This is a genomic window from Streptomyces sp. NPDC014864 (assembly GCF_043081525.1).
Classification (GTDB): Bacteria; Actinomycetota; Actinomycetes; order Streptomycetales; family Streptomycetaceae; genus Streptomyces.
Genome location: NZ_JBIBWT010000002.1, coordinates 345,477 through 361,439 on the forward strand (window position 1 = coordinate 345,477; position 15,963 = coordinate 361,439).

The 15,963-nt window shown below is 70.9% G+C and carries 13 protein-coding genes, 1 tRNA gene and 1 pseudogene; 4 read left to right on the forward strand and 11 right to left on the reverse strand.

Features of this window, described 5'->3' with window-relative positions:
- Nucleotides 1–373: 373 nt before the first annotated feature.
- A complete protein-coding gene (locus ACF1A5_RS05525; RefSeq protein WP_392191510.1) occupies nt 374–1,057 on the reverse strand; it encodes a DUF899 domain-containing protein in 684 nt (227 codons plus the stop codon).
- Nucleotides 1,058–1,317: 260 nt separating this feature from the next.
- On the opposite strand from ACF1A5_RS05525, the gene ACF1A5_RS05530 reads away from it, so the two are divergent.
- A complete protein-coding gene (locus ACF1A5_RS05530) occupies nt 1,318–1,728 on the forward strand; it encodes a RidA family protein (RefSeq protein WP_392191511.1) in 411 nt (136 codons plus the stop codon).
- A 526-nt stretch (nt 1,729–2,254) separates the two neighbouring features.
- On the opposite strand, the gene ACF1A5_RS05535 is transcribed toward ACF1A5_RS05530, so the two are convergent.
- The gene (locus ACF1A5_RS05535) at nt 2,255–2,899 is read right to left on the reverse strand and encodes a dihydrofolate reductase family protein (protein ID WP_392191512.1); all 645 of its coding nucleotides are present in this window, start codon (nt 2,897–2,899) and stop codon (nt 2,255–2,257) included.
- A 344-nt stretch (nt 2,900–3,243) separates the two neighbouring features.
- Between ACF1A5_RS05535 and ACF1A5_RS05540 the strand changes: the two genes are divergently transcribed.
- Complete coding sequence (locus tag ACF1A5_RS05540) at nt 3,244–4,794, forward strand: FG-GAP and VCBS repeat-containing protein (RefSeq protein ID WP_392191513.1); 1,551 nt, start codon at nt 3,244–3,246, stop codon at nt 4,792–4,794.
- Between the two features lie 227 nt (nt 4,795–5,021).
- Here the strand turns inward: ACF1A5_RS05540 and ACF1A5_RS05545 are convergent, their stop codons facing one another.
- From ACF1A5_RS05545 to ACF1A5_RS05555, 3 genes are all read right to left on the reverse strand, one after another.
- Nucleotides 5,022–5,897, reverse strand: a complete 876-nt coding sequence (locus ACF1A5_RS05545; protein WP_392191514.1) for a PhzF family phenazine biosynthesis protein — start codon at nt 5,895–5,897, stop codon at nt 5,022–5,024.
- A 75-nt stretch (nt 5,898–5,972) separates the two neighbouring features.
- A complete protein-coding gene (locus ACF1A5_RS05550; protein ID WP_392191515.1) occupies nt 5,973–6,770 on the reverse strand; it encodes a class I SAM-dependent methyltransferase in 798 nt (265 codons plus the stop codon).
- Nucleotides 6,771–6,848: 78 nt separating this feature from the next.
- A tRNA-Leu gene (locus ACF1A5_RS05555) sits at nt 6,849–6,919 on the reverse strand.
- A 136-nt stretch (nt 6,920–7,055) separates the two neighbouring features.
- On the opposite strand from ACF1A5_RS05555, the gene ACF1A5_RS05560 reads away from it, so the two are divergent.
- A complete protein-coding gene (locus ACF1A5_RS05560) occupies nt 7,056–7,628 on the forward strand; it encodes a hypothetical protein (protein ID WP_392191516.1) in 573 nt (190 codons plus the stop codon).
- 261 nt (nt 7,629–7,889) lie between these two features.
- Here the strand turns inward: ACF1A5_RS05560 and ACF1A5_RS05565 are convergent, their stop codons facing one another.
- From ACF1A5_RS05565 to ACF1A5_RS05590, 6 genes and pseudogenes are all read right to left on the reverse strand, one after another.
- Nucleotides 7,890–8,201, reverse strand: coding sequence for a hypothetical protein (locus ACF1A5_RS05565; RefSeq protein ID WP_392191517.1), 312 nt, complete (start codon nt 8,199–8,201; stop codon nt 7,890–7,892).
- A gap of 380 nt (nt 8,202–8,581) precedes the next feature.
- The gene (locus ACF1A5_RS05570; RefSeq protein ID WP_392191518.1) at nt 8,582–9,415 is read right to left on the reverse strand and encodes an ANTAR domain-containing protein; all 834 of its coding nucleotides are present in this window, start codon (nt 9,413–9,415) and stop codon (nt 8,582–8,584) included.
- A 523-nt stretch (nt 9,416–9,938) separates the two neighbouring features.
- Complete coding sequence (locus tag ACF1A5_RS05575) at nt 9,939–10,340, reverse strand: cellulose binding domain-containing protein (protein ID WP_392191519.1); 402 nt, start codon at nt 10,338–10,340, stop codon at nt 9,939–9,941.
- Nucleotides 10,324–11,543, reverse strand: a pseudogene (locus ACF1A5_RS05580) (RNA-guided endonuclease InsQ/TnpB family protein). Before ACF1A5_RS05580 ends, ACF1A5_RS05575 begins: the two are co-directional and overlap by 17 nt.
- A gap of 10 nt (nt 11,544–11,553) precedes the next feature.
- On the reverse strand, nt 11,554–13,284 hold the full coding sequence (locus ACF1A5_RS05585) for a glycoside hydrolase family 6 protein (protein WP_392191520.1): 1,731 nt from the start codon (nt 13,282–13,284) through the stop codon (nt 11,554–11,556).
- Nucleotides 13,285–13,694: 410 nt separating this feature from the next.
- Nucleotides 13,695–14,816 carry a cellulose binding domain-containing protein gene (locus ACF1A5_RS05590; protein WP_392191521.1) on the reverse strand — a complete coding sequence of 374 codons (1,122 nt, stop codon included), beginning with the start codon at nt 14,814–14,816 and terminating at the stop codon, nt 13,695–13,697.
- Between the two features lie 273 nt (nt 14,817–15,089).
- Here ACF1A5_RS05590 and ACF1A5_RS05595 point away from each other — a divergent pair, with 273 nt between their 5' ends.
- A complete protein-coding gene (locus ACF1A5_RS05595; RefSeq protein WP_392191522.1) occupies nt 15,090–15,863 on the forward strand; it encodes a class I SAM-dependent methyltransferase in 774 nt (257 codons plus the stop codon).
- The last annotated feature ends 100 nt before the right edge of the window (nt 15,864–15,963 follow it).

Genomic DNA, 15,963 nt, shown 5'->3' on the forward strand with positions numbered 1-15,963 from the left:
ATGCGGAGCTCCCGCCGGCATCGGGCTGTCGTGCCGACATGCGGCCGCCGTCAAGTGGTCGCCCGGAAGGCGGTCAGTTCCAGTCCGCTGTCGACCGCGCGCCACACTCCGGCGACCTGACCGTCGACGAGCAGGCGGGCTGGGCCAGCACGTCGCCGTTGCGCCGCACGACCAGCGGCCGGTAATCCACGGTCGCAACCCCCCGACGTGGGCCAGCAGGGTGCTGTCCCGCACCGGCTGCAGCCGCGGCGGCGCCGGGGTGTCCTCGGAGGGCACGGTGGCACCCGCCAGGTAGAACAGGGACACCTCGGACGGCACAGGTGCATGCGGGGACGGCGGTACGCCGAGCCGCGCGCCGCCGATGCCCTGATGCTCACCCCGTGCCGTAGCGCGCCGCGATGTCCTGCGAGGTCGCCCACCGGCTGTAGGTGGGCGACTGGGGCCAGCCCTCGGGCGAGTCCTGCCATTCCTCCTGCCGTCCGTACGGCAGGACGTCGATCAGCCCGAAGGTGTGGCTGAGCTGCTCCGTCCCCCGGCCGTTGGTGTGCCAGGTGCGGTAGACGGTGTCGCCGTCGCGCAGGAACACGTTGACGGCGAACCCTCCGTCCGGCGGCGCGCCGACGTCGGCCCCGAAGGGGCTGTTGGCGGTCGAGTACCACGCCATCCGATTGCCGACCCGCTCCTTGTAGGCGAGCGCCTCCTTGATCGGGCCCTGGGTGACGACGACGAAGCGTGCATCGTAGGCGTCCAGGAACTCCAGGCGGGTGTACTGCGAGGTGAACCCGGTGCAGCCGGGGCACTGCCATTCCTTGCCCGGGAACCACATGTGGTGGTAGACGATCACCTGCTTCTTGCCTTCGAAGACGTCCACGAGCCGAACCGGGCCGTCCTCCCCTTCGAGGGTGTAGTCGGGCATTTCGACCATCGGCAGGCGCCGACGCTCGGCGGCGATGGCGTCAAGCTCCCGGGTCGCGGCCTTCTCCCGGGCACGCAGTGCCTCGAGCCGGTGCTCCCAGGTCGCGGCGTCGACGACGGGTGGTAGGGCGTGGGTGGTCATGGTCCCCTCACAGAGCTGGTGCGTGGCTTTCGCTTCCGTTGAGACAGACCCCGGCGGGCACCGGAACTCATCGGTCGCCGGCGAAGCCGGTCACCTCGCTGCGGGCGGAGAGGGTAGGCAGCCGCGCACGTGAGGGCGACGCGCCGAACGGCGGACGGATCGGCACTCCCAGGCTGCCGGGGGAAAACAGAAGGCGGATGCCGGTGCCTGGTTGGCAGGATGGCCGCGCTCCGCATTCGCTGGGAAAGGACTCGACGACCGTGGCCCGTGCTATCACCCTTATCCGCTCGGACTCCCTGTCCGACGTCGCCGAGTACGCCTACGCGGCCACGGCGCCCGCCGAGTCCCGCCTGATCTTCCTCGCCGGAGCGTGTCCCTTGAACGACGACGGCTCGACGGCGGCGATCGGGGACTACGCGGGCCAGGCCTCGAAAGCCGTCGAGAACATGCAGGCTGCTCTCACTGCCGCGGGGGCGTCACTGCGGGACGTCATCAGTACGCGGGTGCTTGTCGCATCGGGCCGGCGGGAGGACTTGGTCGCTGCCTGGGAGGTGGTCCGGGACTCGTTCGCCGACCATGACGTCCCCAGCACTTTGATGGGCGTCACTGTGCTCGGCTACAAGGACCAGCTCGTCGAGATCGAGGCGGTGGCCGCCGTACTCGATGCGTGAGACCCGGCGCCGCGCTGCGGCGCCCGAGCGCGGCCACGGATGGATGTGTATTGCGTCGCCCCATAGCTCCGGCTCGGTCGCTCCCGCGCCCGTAGACCCGGCGCCGCCCGCCTATGAACTGGTGTTCTGCCTTGGCGGCGGCGCGGCGGGTGGTGCGTTCCCACCTGGGGTGCCGTCCCGGCGATCCTCTTGTGCGTCACGTCTGCGCCGGAGGCCCGCCACCGGACCGGCGGTGATCGTAAACGGTGGTGTCGATGCCGGAGGCGATCAGTGCGGGTGGTAGACAAGTGGCCGCCCTGTTCGGCTCCGGCTGCGTCCTGCACCGCACCCGCAACTGGCACCGGCTGCGGGACGAGGACCGACCGCGCCGTAGGGCCGGGTGGTTCGTCCAGGAGGTTGCGGACGGGGGACTCAGGGTCCCTCGCTGCCTGCGGACGACCGCCCGGAACCACCGGCTCACGACCACCGGGTCATCCAGGGCCATGCCCGCATCGGCCGTGCCGGCAGCCCCGGACGGGTCGCAGTGTCACTTGCGCCAGAACAGGTGATGCGTCACGCCGCTCGGGCTGGGTACGACGTCGAGGTGGAACCGGTCGAGCAGCTCCTCGGGGGACTCCCAAAGACGTAGCCCGGTACCGAGTTTCACCGGTGAGACCGCCACGTGCAGGGTGTCGACGAGGTCGGCGTCGAGGAAGTTCCGGATGGTGGTGACCCCGCCGCCGAGGCGCACGTCCTTGCCGCGCGCTGCCTCCCGCGCCTGCTCGAGGACGGTGGCCGGGTCGCCGTCGACGAAGTGGAACGTGGTGTCGGAGAGCGTGAACGAGGGACGCTTGTGGTGGGTCATGACGAACACCGGGGTGTGGAACGGGGGCTCCTCTCCCCACCAGCCGCGCCACTCGTGGTCGTGCCAGGGCCCGCGCTGGGGCCCGAACTTGTTGCGGCCCATGATCTCGGCGCCGATGTTGTGCGCGAAGTCCCGCGTGAAGTAGTCGTCCAGGCCCCGGCTGCCTCCGGGGTCGCGGCGCATGGGCCAGCTCGCTGTGGCGCCGGCCCATGCGAACAGCCTCTCGGGCTCGACGTGACCGAACGGCCTCTCGAGACTCTGCTCCTCACCGGCGGCGATCCCGTCGCTCGAGACACTGAAGTTCTGGACTCTCAGCAACTGCGGCATGTGTTCCTCCTGCGTTGTCGACGACGGTGATGACTCCCCGGGCCGGCAGGACTCATCGGTCAGCGCCCGTGCCGCGGACCGCCCAGGGGAGAACGACACGACGCGGCCTTCGGTGGCGCCGTGTCAGTATTCCTCGCCGGGAGCAGGTGCACCTGCACGTCATCGCCGACGCCCCCCTCATCGACACCAGTGGGCGGCACCGAAATGCATGGGAGATACGCCTCCCGTACAACCCTTCCTCCGCATCCCGCGTCAAACACGGCACCGGACACAGGAACGGGACCTGTCCGGACACCCCCCGCGCCCCCGAGCAAGCCGGTCGTATCTGAGCCAAGGAGCCGCTCATGCGCAAGCACCGCTCGGCCGCCGTCGCGGCGGCATCGTTCCTCCTCGTGACGGGCGCGGTCATCGCGACCGCTCCGAGCGCCTACGCCGGAACACCCGGCGGAACACAAGCCAACGACCGCAACACCGACTTCAACGGAGACGGATACGACGACGTGCTCGTCGCCGGCCCCGGGGCGGCGGTCGGCGGGTACAAGGGCGCCGGCATGGTCACCGTGCAGTACGGCGGGCCCAAGGGCATCGGCACGATCAGAGCCAAGGCCTTCAGCCAGAACTCCACGGGTGTCCCCGGCGCCGCCGAGACCGGAGACGGCTTCGGCACGTCGCTGGCCACCGGCGACCTCGACGGCGACGGCTACGACGACGCGATCATCGGCATTCCCGGCGAGGACCTCGGCACCGTCGCCAACGCGGGCGGCGCCGTCATCCTCTGGGGCACGCCGAACGGACTCACCGGATCGGTCAGCGACTGGCTCCAGTCCGACGGCCCCACGACGGGCGGCCGGTTCGGCGCCTCGCTCGCCGCGGCCCGCTTCGATGACACCACCCCGGGCGATCTCCTCGCCGTCATGGACTCGGTCGGGCTGACGGTCTACACCTTCGAGCCCGCCCCACAGCCCAGCGTCAAGAGCACGGACACGCAGGCGCGGCGACCGGTGCAGAAGTCGCGCACCACGCTCACTTCGCCTCCCCGGAAGACGCTCAGCCGGGCCTCAGCCGACGACGCGCCGGGCATCCGGCCCAAGTCGATGACCACGGGCGACTACGACAACAACGGCTTCGCCGACCTGGTCGTCTCCGGCACCAGCGTGGGCGACGAGCCGGGCTACGGATGGTCGTACATCCTGCCCGGCACCGCGTCGAACCAAGAGCCGCTCCCGGTCACCGCGGTGCGCGGCGGCCCGGTCGTCGCGTCCGGCGACGTCAACGGCGACGGCTACGACGACCTGGTCACCGGAGAGCCGCACAGCCCGGACGACGGCGGCGCGAGCATGACCGGCGGCATGGTCGGCGTCTACTACGGCAGTGCGGACGGGCCCGCCGGCCAGGAGGGGCCGGGAACCCCACCCGTGTGGTGGACCCAGAACTCGGCCGGCGTGCCGGGCGCGAGCGAGCAGGGCGACGGTTTCGGCACCGACCTCTCCGTCGGCGACAGCAACGGCGACGGCTACGCGGACGTGGCGATCGGCGTCGCGGCGGAGGACATCGGCAGCGTCGCGGACGCGGGCGCCTTCACGGTCCTGCGCGGCTCGGCCAAGGGCATGACGTCCACCGGCGCAGTGTCCGTGACCCAGGGCACCGCGAACGTCCCGGGCACGGTCGAGAAGGGCGACAAGTTCGGCGGCCAGGTCTCCTTCACCGACCCGAACGACGACGGCCGTTTCGGCCTGCTCGCCTCGGCACCCGGGGAGAACACCAACGACGGCTACGTCTGGGTGTTCTCCGCGGGCAGCTCGGGCCTGACCACCTACGGCTCCTGGAACTACGGCGCGAGCGCGTTCGGCGGTCTGCCGACGGACGCGCGCTACGGTGCGGCGATCGACGACTAGACGATCCGCCCGGGCGGTGTACGGAGAGCGGCCCGCACGCGGCCTTCGGCCGCGGGCCGACGGGCCACCATGCGTCCGGCTGAGAACCCTTGTCGGAGCACCGCATGCCGCGGCCTCACGGCCGGGGCATGCGGTGCCCCACCGCGGCGGTCCGACGCCAACGACGGGACGGCGTGCGTCGACTCTGCGAAGCGGCATGATCCGGTCGTACCCGGTTCGTACCCGGTTCAGCTGATGCGAACTCCCGTGCCGCTGACACGGACGCGTGAGTCACCCGCGCGCAGCGTCACCGTGAGTTCGCCAGGACGGCCCAGGTCCTCGCCCTGGTGCAGGCTGAGGACGGCGTCCTCGGGGACCAGGCCCAGCTCGCGGGCGTATGCGCCGAACGCGGCGGCCGCGGCGCCGGTCGCGGGGTCCTCGACGACGCCGCCGACGGGGAACGGGTCGCGAACATGGAAGACGGTGGCCGACTCCCGCCACACCAACTGGACGGTGGTCAGGTCCAGACGGTGCATCAGGGCTTCGAGGCGCGCGAAGTCGTACGCGAGATCCGCCAGACGCGCGCGAGTCGCCGCCGCGACAACGAGATGGCGGGCACCGGCGAACGCGATACGGGGCGGAAAGGCCGGGTCGAGATCGGCGACCGGCCAGCCGAGCGCGGCGAGCGCCTCCGCGAGGTCGACGTCAGCGATCTTTTCGACGTACGGCTCGACACTGGTGAGTGTGGCCGTGATGGTCCCGCCTTCCTCGGCCACCTGCACCGGCACGGTGCCCGCGCGCGTCGCGAAAAGCAGCTCCCCGGGGCCCACCCGCTCGGCGAGTGCGACGGCGGTCGCGACAGTGGCGTGCCCGCAGAACGGCACCTCGGCCCTCGGACTGAAGTAACGGATGCTGTAGGCCCTTCCTGGCCGGCCGCCGAGATCCGCCGGGGGCGCGGTCAGGAAAGCGGACTCCGAGTATCCGAGGCCGGCGGCGATGGCCAGCATGGCGCTGTCGTCCAGGTCGGTGGCATCGAGAACGACACCGGCGGGGTTCCCGCCGTCGGGGGCGCTGGAGAAGGCGGTGTATCGCAGCACCTCGGGCCGCGGCGCGTTCGTGGTCATGGTTGCGGCAACGCGGTGTGGCCCGCGGCTATTTCTCGAGAAGACGGTGACCTTGCGGCGTTCCGCAGCGTCAACCTATGCGGGGCGGCGGCCCCAGCAGGTGACGAGCGGGGCGGTGGTGATGTCCAGCTCCTCTTCACGCAGGTGGGTCAAGTGCTGGTCGATCTCCGCGTCTGTGGCCAGCCCACCCGCCACCAGCCGCTCGCGCAGCTGACGCACGGTTGCGGCCTCCAGTTCCCGGCAGGCCGGTGAGGCGAGGGGAAAGTAGCCCTCGGCCCGGACGTCACGCAGCCGGGCGTCGCGCAGCAGGACGGGCAGGGAGCGGCCGAAGGCGAGGTCCACACCGCGCTGGGCGAGCAGCGCGCGAAACCCGCGGCGGATCCGGTTCGCCAGCTCTTCGGCCCGGCCACGTTCGTGAGGGCAGGCGAGGGGCTGGAGCGCCGGGTCGGCGTCCTCCACCACCAGCCAGCCGCCGGGTCGCACCGCTGCGGCCATCCGGCGCAGCGCCTCGGCCCGGTCAGGCAGGTGCACCAGCACCAGTCGCGCGTGCACCAGGTCGAAGCCTCCGGCCGGCGGCTCGTCCCGGGCCACGTCGTGGCGCCGCACCTCGACCGGGGTGGGGATCGGGCCGGTCAGCCAGGAGGTGTCGACGTCCGTTGCCAGTACCTGCCCGGTGGGCCCGACTCGCTCGGCGAGCGCGGTGGGCACCGAGAGCCCGCCCGCTCCCACCTCCCAACAGCGCCACCCGGCTGCCGGCCCCAGTCGGTCGAGGTGGTCGAGCGTCCAGGGATCGAAGAGCTCGGCCAGGGCGGCGAAGCGCCGACCGGCCTCGTGTTGCCGATTGTCCAGCAGGTAGCCGTCCTCGGATGTCATGCGAATCATCCTCCGGCATGGAGCGTCACCGCTTCCTGACCGCCCCTACCAGTCCCCCCCGGGGGAGGGTTTGTAAGTGCGCCCCGGCAGGACTCGAACCTGCGCACACGGCTCCTCGGGCCGCCCCACGTGCAGGTGAAACACCTGCGTCTGCAGTATGCAGGGCTTGGGACCGGTCCCGCGGGGGAAGAATGCTGCTGGTGCAGAAGCCCTGCGGGGGCCACACGGTTGGCACCGCGCCCGCGCGCATCCATCACTTCGAGTACGACGATCGGACGGCCCCGTTTGACTACCGCCTCCAGCGAAGCGCCCACCGAGCGCATGCCCGGACGGTCCTGGACCGTACGGCTCACCGGGCACGCCGACCGTACGGCTGCCGTCACCTGCAGCACCGCCGCCTGCCGGATGCCGGCGCGCTCCAGGGACCTGGCGGCACTGCGGGCCTTCGCCGCGCGGCATGCGGCCGCCCACGCCCGGGCCGCCACCGTCCGCGCCAACGCCTCCTGCCACTGCCGCGCCGAGCACTGCGAGGCGCACCCGCACGCCAAGGTGCACCACTGCACGGGCGGCGTGCTGCTCATCCTGCGCCACGACGCGACCGTAGGCCGCGTCTGGCAGGTCGAAGAGGTCTGCGAGACCTGCGCACCGCTGATCCCGCACGCCTCCGTCGTGGGCCGCGCCCAGCACCGCCCCGCCCCGGTGGTGCAGCGGGCCGAGACGGTCCCGGCACCGGACGTTCCCCGTGTTCCCGGCGGGTTCTCCTCCGCAGGTGCCGCCGACAACGCGCCTGAGACTGCACGCCGACCGCGACGGGCACCGCGCCCGCCGCGGGGCCGAAGCTCCAGGCAGGGACGCTGACGCCCTGAGCGGCTGCTGGGGGGCTGCCCGTTGAGGAGGGCGCGCCGCAGCCGGCTGTCGAGCAGAAGTCCCGATGAGCGGGCAGACCGCCGCCCTGCTAGAGCCTGCCGGACGGGTCGAACGGGTCGGCCGGGCGGTCCGCCGTGACCAGCCACGACGTGCTGCGAAGCCGGAGCGTGCCGTGCGCCGCCCGCTGGGCGCGTAGATGGTCCGCCAGGGTGCGGCAAGCTCGGGCCCGCGCGGCCGCGTCAGCCTGTTCCATCAGGTGGCGGCGGGGCCGGTGCCCAGCAGAAATCGCGCCGGATCCTCGGCTCCATGCCCCCATGTCCCGTACGTCTGCGCCCGGTTGATGCTGATCTCGGTGAACCCGGACGCGGTGAGGACGTCGTGGATGCGGTCTGGCGCAGCCAGGGAGAACATGCCGGGCGGGCCCGGCCGCCCGAAGTCGCCGGCGGGCAGAATGTCGCGCAGCGACGCCATCGCCGCCACAAAGCCGTTGAGCGCGGGGCCAGCCGGGCAGACGAAGGCCCTGGAAGGCGGGGCGCCGGGCCTCACCGCGATCCAGGGGGCCACCACCGGCTACCTGAAGGCCGAAAGAGGGCTCGGCCGGGTGGCGGAGACCGTCGACCCGGACACCGTGGCCCTTGCCATCGTCGGCACTGCCCACCCACCTCCTGATGACCAGCCGGCCGGAGACAGCCGACCCCCGGCTGTCCATGACGCGCTTGGTGTCCGCGCTGGTGGAGGGCTGGAAGCGGTCTGGCGGGTCATGTGCGGAGCCGGAGCCGGACGGCTCCATCGGCCAGGGGACTGGGGTGTGCCCGCCGGCCGCCTCGCGAGGGGACCGGCGGGCACACAGGCGCCGGCCGCTGGGCCGGCGACTCTCGCCTGCGTCCCCAAGCGAGCCCTGCAGCCGGAGTGCCCCCTGCCGGTGTGCCGACACCTGTCACGCGTCAGCGGGTGGCGTTGGCGTGCAGATGGTTCAGGGCGGTGAAGACGGCCGTGTTGCGGTGCCAGAGCAGCCACCGGCCGACCTGGACGCCGACCTGATCGAGCTCGGCCAGTTGGGCAGGGGCGAGGTCGTGCAGGGTCTGCTCGTGATGGGAGGAGATCATGCCGATCACGGTGCCGTTCGGGCTGCGCAGGGGGACGCTGTGGCAGGCGCGGCTGCTGGCCTGCAGGATCACGTGCCGGGAGCCTTCGTCGAAGGTGTCGGAGGCGGCGACATCTTTGACGGTGACCTGACGACTCTCCTCCGCGGCCTGCGCACAGGAGGTGGTGGAGGTTTCGACGAAGGCGAAGTAGTCGGTGAAGTGGCGGTTAAGCCCGCTGTGCTTCTCCATACGGAGCATGCCGTTCTCCACCAGCTGCACATTGCCCATCTCGGCACCGGTGATGTGCAGAGTACGGGTCAGCGCGGCCTTCAGGACGGCACTGTGGCTGACGAACCCCTGCCCGTTCGTCCGCAGGGCGGGCAGCAGGGGCGCCGCTCCGTGCGGACGGGTCGGCACCCAGTTCACGGCGCCCGCCGCCGGAGGGGGCACGCGGACGGCCGTCTCGGCGAGGGTGTGCACTTTGATGTTGAATTGCTGGGAGCTGTGACGCAGCAGGTCGAATGCTTCCCTGGTGGACGAGAGCCGGTAGCGGCGGACAAGAAGCCGTTCGGCGCGCGCGACGCCGGCGCGTGCCAGTCGCCGGTTCCGCTCGTCGATCGCCTGCTGCTCGCCGTCCTGAGCAAGGGGTCCGGTAGTCGGGCGGGTAGTGGGCGGTGGCGGGTACTCGGTCACGGGCGGGGCCTCCTGATCTGGCAGCATCCGGCTCGGCGCCACACGGCGACGTCCGTGCTGCTGGCAGCACTGCGGTGCCTGTTTGCCCAAACACCTTCCTCGTTTCACTGTACGCACACCCGGGCCCGGGCCTGCCACGGGCCGGACTGCCGCTCTGGGGGCCCCGACGGAGCGGGCGCGCGAGGTCCGCCGGTCCGTCTGCGAACGTGCGCCTTCCCCGGCTCCGGCACGGTACGCGCAGGCCGTGCCGCGGGGGCCGGCACCCGCTGTCCCGTGCCTCTCGAGTGAGGAGGCGCAGCAACGGACGACTCACATCAGGACCACGGCCGCTGCCGGTCCCTTGTGAGGGAGCGGCAGCGGGCCTGTGCACGAGCGGGCGGGTTCCGGGTTGTGCCTGTGCCGGCGGGGCGACGCCCTCCTCCGCTGCGGGGCCGTTGCCGGCGGATGAGGGGTGCCTCGCCCTCCCGGAGGGCGTTCTCCAGGAGGGCGAGGGCGTGAGGGCGTGTGCCCGGGGGCGGGTGGATCAGGCGGGCGGGGTGCCCCACGCGAGGGCGGTGCCGAGATAGGCGGGGATCGCCGGGACGTCGGTGTAGGTGGTGGCCGTGGACCGGCTGGCGTCACCGACCTCGTCGAAGTCGGACCAGTCGGATTTGCTCATCCGTAGCTGCAGCTCACCGGTGGACTGGCCGGCGGCCAGGGTTCCGCCGGTGAAGCCGACCTCGAGATAGCCGTCGGCTCCCGCCACCGGCGTGGTCAGGGGTACGACTCTCAGCGTGACGTCGGAGCAGCCGACGGCCGCGTAGTCGCACCAGGCGTAGACGGCGGGGGAGCCGCCGTCCCGGGTGAAGTATTGACTTGCTCTCCCTCCTGAAGGAAGGAGGTTCTGGCCTGCTCGCTCGGTGCCGTGCCTAGGCGGCACGGGCATCGGGCGGGCTTCCGTGGCTTCGTGCTTCGTTGCGCTGTGCCAGATGGGGTTCTGGTCTTACCGGCGCTCCACAGGCTGTCACCGCCAGTCCGGCGGCCGATTTCACGTTTTTCGCGGCGTTGTGGTCCCGGTCGTGGCGGGTGCCGCAGGCGGGGCAGGTCCATTCCCGCACGGTGAGGGATTTGGGCCCGTCGCGGTGCCCGCAGGTGGAGCACACCTGGCTGGTGGGTTCGAACCGGCCGATCTTGACGAAGGTGCGCCCGTACCGCTTCGCCTTGTACTCCAGCATGTTCACGAACGTCGACCAGCCCACGTCATGCACGCTTTTGGCCAGCCGGGTGCGCGCGAGTCCGTTCACCGCCAGGTCCTCCACGGCGACCGCTTGGTTCTCGCGGATCAGCTTCGTGGAGAGCTGGTGGTGGAAGTCGCGGCGCGCGTCGGCCACCTGGGCGTGCGCGCGGGCCACCTTCCGGCGGGCCTTCTCCCGGTTCTTCGATCCCTTCTGCTTGCGGGACAGCTCCCGCTGGACCTTCTTGAGCTTCTTCTCCGCGCGGCGCAGAAACCGTGGGGAGTCGATTTTGGTGCCGTCGGAGAGCACCGCGAAGTGGGCCAGCCCGAGATCGATACCGATGCTCGCCTCGGCCTCGGGCATCCGCTGCAGATCCGCGGCCGGGTCGGTGTCGACGACGAAGGATGCGAAGTACCGACCCGCCGCATCCTTGATGACGGTCACCGAAGACGGCACACACGGCAGGGTGCGGGACCAATTCACCCGTACCTCACCGATCTTCGGCAGGTTCAGCCGCCCGGCCGGGGTGATGGACCAGCGGGCGTTCGCGGTGAACCGGCTCGACTGCCGCGCCTGCTTGCGTGACTTGGACCTCGGCGCGCCCAGCCTGGTGGGCCCCGCGCGCTGCCCCTTGAGGGAGGCGAAGAAGTTGCGGTAGGCGGCCTCGGCATCGCGCAGCGCCTGCTGCAGCACCACCGCGGACACCTCACCCAGGCAGGCACGCTCGGCGGTCCGCTTGGCCTGGGTGATCAGCGTGCGGGACAGCTCGGCCGCCGTCGGGAACGGCCTGCCCGTCGCGCCTCCCGGGCACGCACCGCGTCGTTGAACACGACGCGGGCGCACCCGAGCGCTTTTGCCAGCGCATTGCGTTGGCCTGGTGTCGGGTACAGGCGGAAGCCGTACCGAAGCTGCATACCGAGCACCCTACGTAGTCGAGTGATGGCTGAGATGCAGAACAGCAGGACTGGCCGACACTGTGTTTTCGTGATGCACGTTCACTTGGTCTTCGGTGTCGGTGAAGGCGGTGCCGGTCACCTGCGTGACGCTGACCTTGGTGGCGTCGCGGTAGACGTCGTAACCGCTCACCCCGGTGTCGTCGGTGGACGCGGTCCAGGCGAGAGAGACGCTGGTACCGGTCCTCGCCGTCGCCTTCAGCGCGGTCGGTGCGGTGGGCGCGGTGGAGTCACCGCCCGGGGTGCCACCGCCGTCCGCGGGCACCGTCGGGTGGGCGTTCCGCACCAGCATCGCGAACGCGTCGGGGAACCAGTGCCCGGCCAGGGGAGCGTTCGGCAGGGCGCCGGTCTTGTTGTTGCCCGCGTTGGGTGCCGTGTACGTGGGGTCGCACATGGGGTCCAGGCGCTTGCCCTCGTCGTTGGGGATGTCGGTGGCGGCGCCGTCCGACTCGCCCGGCGGCTTGACCCACAGGAACGCATCGAGGTGGGAGTCGGGGTAGCCGGCGGGTGCGGCCTGCGGGGGCTGTCCGAGCCCTGCGCCGCTGACGTTGCACCACAGGCCCCGGTGGGCCCGGCGGTCGACGCGGGAGTCGCCGATGTAGGTCTCGAGGCTGGTGCTGGTGCTCTCCGCGGTGGGGCGCCCGGTGCCGCCCCACCCGTTGCGGGAGGTGTCGATCAGCATGCCGGTCGCATCGGGCCAGCCCGCGGCGAGGAGCGCCCGGTGCACGTTCCTGGTGAAGTCGGTCTCGTCGAAATTGGGGTTCCACTCGTAGAACTTGCCGGACTTGACCGGGCTCCCGCCGACGTTCTTGTCCGGGTCGGTCAGGAAGGGTTCCGTGAGCGGGGTGTAGTTGGCGACGTTGGTGATCAGTCCGTCGACGCCGGCGAAGCCCGCCGAGGTGCCCTTGGCGACGTCCGTGTAGAGCTGCACGGTCTGCGACAGGTTGTTGTCCCAGCCCAGCCATCCCGAGTGCGCGAAGTCCAGGTAGGTGTAGACGTTGGGGACGGCGTGCAGCTTGTCCAGGGCGTACTGGATGCCCTTGACGTAGATGCCGGTGCTCTTCGCCCGGGCGCACTCCGGGTCGGCGGTGTTCGTCACCAAGTTGGGCAGCCCGTCGGGCTCGATGACGGTCGTGATGCGGACGTCCTGGTACTTCGGGTTCTTGAAGACGTTCGCGATGGCGTCGATGTACTCGCTCTCGTAACGGTCGAGTCCGGCCTGGGTGAGGGGGAGTTCGCCGTTGGAGGCAAGGGCCGCACAGTCCCGGCCGGGCAGGTCGTAGATCACGAAGGTCGCGGTGATCGGTTGTCCGGGCTTCTTCTGCGCCAGGGCCAGGTCGAGATGGTCGGCGAGGCTCTTGCGGCCGGCGTTGGCGTCGCCGCCTGTGATGGCGGCGATCCGGTCGAGCCACACCGCGGTGGGATACGTCCCCACTTTCTGCATACGGGCCTTGAGCGTGGCGTCGGTGGTCTGGGCGGCGGAGGTGCCGACCAGGTCGGTGTAGTCGGGGTTGAGGTAGAAGGTGGCTCCGGCGAACGGGTTGTCGACGTGGGCCTCGGCGGCGGCCGCCGGATGCCCTGTGAGCTGACCCGCCAGGCTCAGGGGCAGGGCCAGGGCGGCGAGCGCCGCGGTGAGTGAGGTCTTCCGGCGCCGCGGGCGGCCCGGCTCGGGTGCTCGCACTCGTCCAGGGGCGTGTGTCACGTGTCCTCCTTCAGGTTGCTCTGGGGGGTGCAAGGTGGGGCAGGGGTGTGTCGCGTGGGGCGGTGCGCGCGCTGCGGGGACCGGTCTGGGCGGCTGCCGCTGCGGCGCGGGCCGGTCGGGACCGGAAGCGGAGAGCCGGTGCTGGTGACCGGGCCCCGTCCTGACGCACGTCTGTCAGGACGGGGGCCCGGCGCAACTGCTGGACGCGCCGCGCTCGCCCGGGTGCGGAGATGGGGCGTGGGAGCTGGGGGCGGCAGCCGGCAGTGGATGCCGGTCAGGCCCTGTGCGCTTGTTGCGGACCGCCCGGCGTCGGTGAGCGGTACCGGCGGGCGCGGTGCGCGGTCTGACGTCAGATCGTGTGACTTACGGCGTAGCCGCCGTCTCCTGCGACGTGAGTGCCACCCCAGAGGTCAGACGGCCGTGCATGCGGTGCCGTTGAGGCTGAAGCCCGTGGGTTTGGCGAAGGCGCCGACGTAGGTGCCCTGGAAGCCGAAGGAGGCCTTGCCGTGGGCGGGGATCTCCGCGTTGTAGGTGGCATTGCTCGCCGTGACCGCTCCCGACGACGGCGTGAGACCGGCGTTCCAGGCATGGGTGATCTGCTGTCCGGCCGGCAGTGCGAACGCCAGCTTCCAGCCGCTGACCGGTGAGGAACCGCTGTTGGTGACGGCGACGTCGGCGGTGAAGCCGCCCTGCCAGACGGTCGTCCCGTACGAGACGGTGCAGGCCGACGAGTTGCCGGGCCCGCCGGGACTCCCGCCGGTGTCGATCGTCGAGGAGAAGGAGGTCACGGCGAGTCCGGTGCCGTTCTGCCAGGGTTCGAAACCGGCCTGCACGCTGGTCAGGTACCAGCTGTTCTGTGCCAGCCCCCGCGAGACGGCCTGCCGGACGAAGTCCATGACGTCGAAGTTCCAGCTGGAGATCGCCGACGGGGCGACGAAGGACAGGACGTCGTTGGAGCCGTTGTTGCCGGACCACACCTGCCACTGGCGCCCGGCCACGGTGCTCGTGCCGACCTGCGAGCCGACGGGCTGAACGGGGCCCACCTTGTCGAACCAGATCATGATCTCGGTCCGGTTGACGCCGTCGGTGCGGGGGGTGGGGTCGAGCCAGATGTCGTAGGCGGCGTCGTACACCGCGTCGTTCACGTAGCCGTAGGAGATGCCGGTCGGCGCGGCGGCGATGCTGCTGAGCTGCGCCGGAAGTGCGGTGCCCGGTGAGCAGTTGGTGTAGTGGCAGCCGTTGTAGACGGACGGGTACGACTTCGGGGCGCCGTTCGTCGGCACCGAGCCGTCGGCCTGGGTGATCCGGAAGCCCGAGTCGGTGGCGGTGATGCACTGGGTCTGGCTGGTGCCCCAGCGGTTGTTCTGGACGATGTAGCGGCCCTGGATCGTGGTCGATCCGAACTGTTCGCAGATCGAGGTGTCGGCCTGGGCCGCCGGAGCACTGCACAGCAGCGCCGTCAGGATGGCGAGCGAGGAGAGGAGTGCGCCGAACAGGCCGTGGGCTCTGCGGGGGAGGGGGTGCCATGACATGTGCATGGGGGTCCTCTCGGAGGGGTGGGGGAGTGATCGCGGGAGCGCCGCCGCGCACTGGGATGGGAGCGCTCCCATCACCTCCGTTTGAGGGGAATGTAGGAGAGGGTCATGGCCTTGACAAGGCGGTGGACGCGAAGGCGTCGAGTTTCTGTCGAAGGTGCAGGTCAGAGCCGAGTCTCCAACTTCGGTGACAAACGGCCGCGTTGGGAGCGCTCCCGAACTCGTTGCTGAGTTCCGTCCGTTGGATCATGTGACCAATAGGCTGCGACGATGGAACGCGCAACCAACGTGCCCAAGAGCGTCGCCCAGCCTGTGGACCCGGCCCCGGTGAACGACTACGACAGCTTCGCCGAGGCGTACTCGGCGGAAACCGAGAACAACCTCGTGAACGCGTACTACGCGCGCCCGGCGATGCTGGCCCTCGCCGGAGACGTGGCGGGCCGTCGGATCCTGGACGCCGGTTGCGGCTCGGGCCCCCTCTCCGCCGCGCTGCGCGAACGCGGTGCCGTCGTCACCGGCATCGACGCCAGCGCCGGGATGCTGGCACTGGCCAGGCGGCGACTCGGTGACGACGCGGCCCTGCACCTGGCCGACCTGAGCGGCCGACTGCCGTTCGCCGACGCTGCGTTCGACGACGTGGTCGCGTCGCTGGTGCTGCACTACCTGGAGGACTGGGGGCCGACGCTGGCCGAGATACGGCGAGTGCTCAGGCCCGGCGGCCGGCTGATCGCGTCGGTGGACCACCCTTTCGTGGCCTACGCGCTCCAGGACCCTCGGCCCGACTATTTCGCGACCACCAGCTATACCTTCGACTGGACGTTCAACGGGCAGTCCTACCCGATGCAGTTCTGGCGCAGGCCGTTGCACGCGATGACCGACGCCTTCACCGCCGCCGGCTTCGGCCCTGCCGTCATCAGCGAGCCGCAGCCCGACCCGGCCGCCCGTGAACTGTTCCCCGACGGCTTCCATGACCTCTCGACCAAGACCTGCTTCCTGTTCTTCGTCGTCGAGGTACCGCCGTCGGCCACCGGCTCGAACGACTAGGTTGACCAGGTTCTGGACTGCGGTTCATCGTCGCAGCCGGGGGATCCTGCACGCCCTGCCGTCCGCTCGCCGTGGGTTCGGCTTCGGCCGGGCCCACTCG

Excerpts from the sequence above, each read along its gene's own strand:
- ACF1A5_RS05525 (WP_392191510.1), bottom strand. The coding sequence starts at position 1,057 with ATGACCACCCACGCCCTACCACCCGTCGTCGACGCCGCGACCTGGGAG.
- ACF1A5_RS05535 (WP_392191512.1), bottom strand. The coding sequence starts at position 2,899 with ATGCCGCAGTTGCTGAGAGTCCAGAACTTCAGTGTCTCGAGCGACGGG.
- ACF1A5_RS05540 (WP_392191513.1), top strand. The coding sequence starts at position 3,244 with ATGCGCAAGCACCGCTCGGCCGCCGTCGCGGCGGCATCGTTCCTCCTC.
- ACF1A5_RS05545 (WP_392191514.1), bottom strand. The coding sequence starts at position 5,897 with ATGACCACGAACGCGCCGCGGCCCGAGGTGCTGCGATACACCGCCTTC.
- ACF1A5_RS05550 (WP_392191515.1), bottom strand. The coding sequence starts at position 6,770 with ATGACATCCGAGGACGGCTACCTGCTGGACAATCGGCAACACGAGGCC.
- ACF1A5_RS05575 (WP_392191519.1), bottom strand. The coding sequence starts at position 10,340 with ATGCCCGTGCCGCCTAGGCACGGCACCGAGCGAGCAGGCCAGAACCTC.
- ACF1A5_RS05590 (WP_392191521.1), bottom strand. The coding sequence starts at position 14,816 with ATGTCATGGCACCCCCTCCCCCGCAGAGCCCACGGCCTGTTCGGCGCA.
- ACF1A5_RS05595 (WP_392191522.1), top strand. The coding sequence starts at position 15,090 with ATGGAACGCGCAACCAACGTGCCCAAGAGCGTCGCCCAGCCTGTGGAC.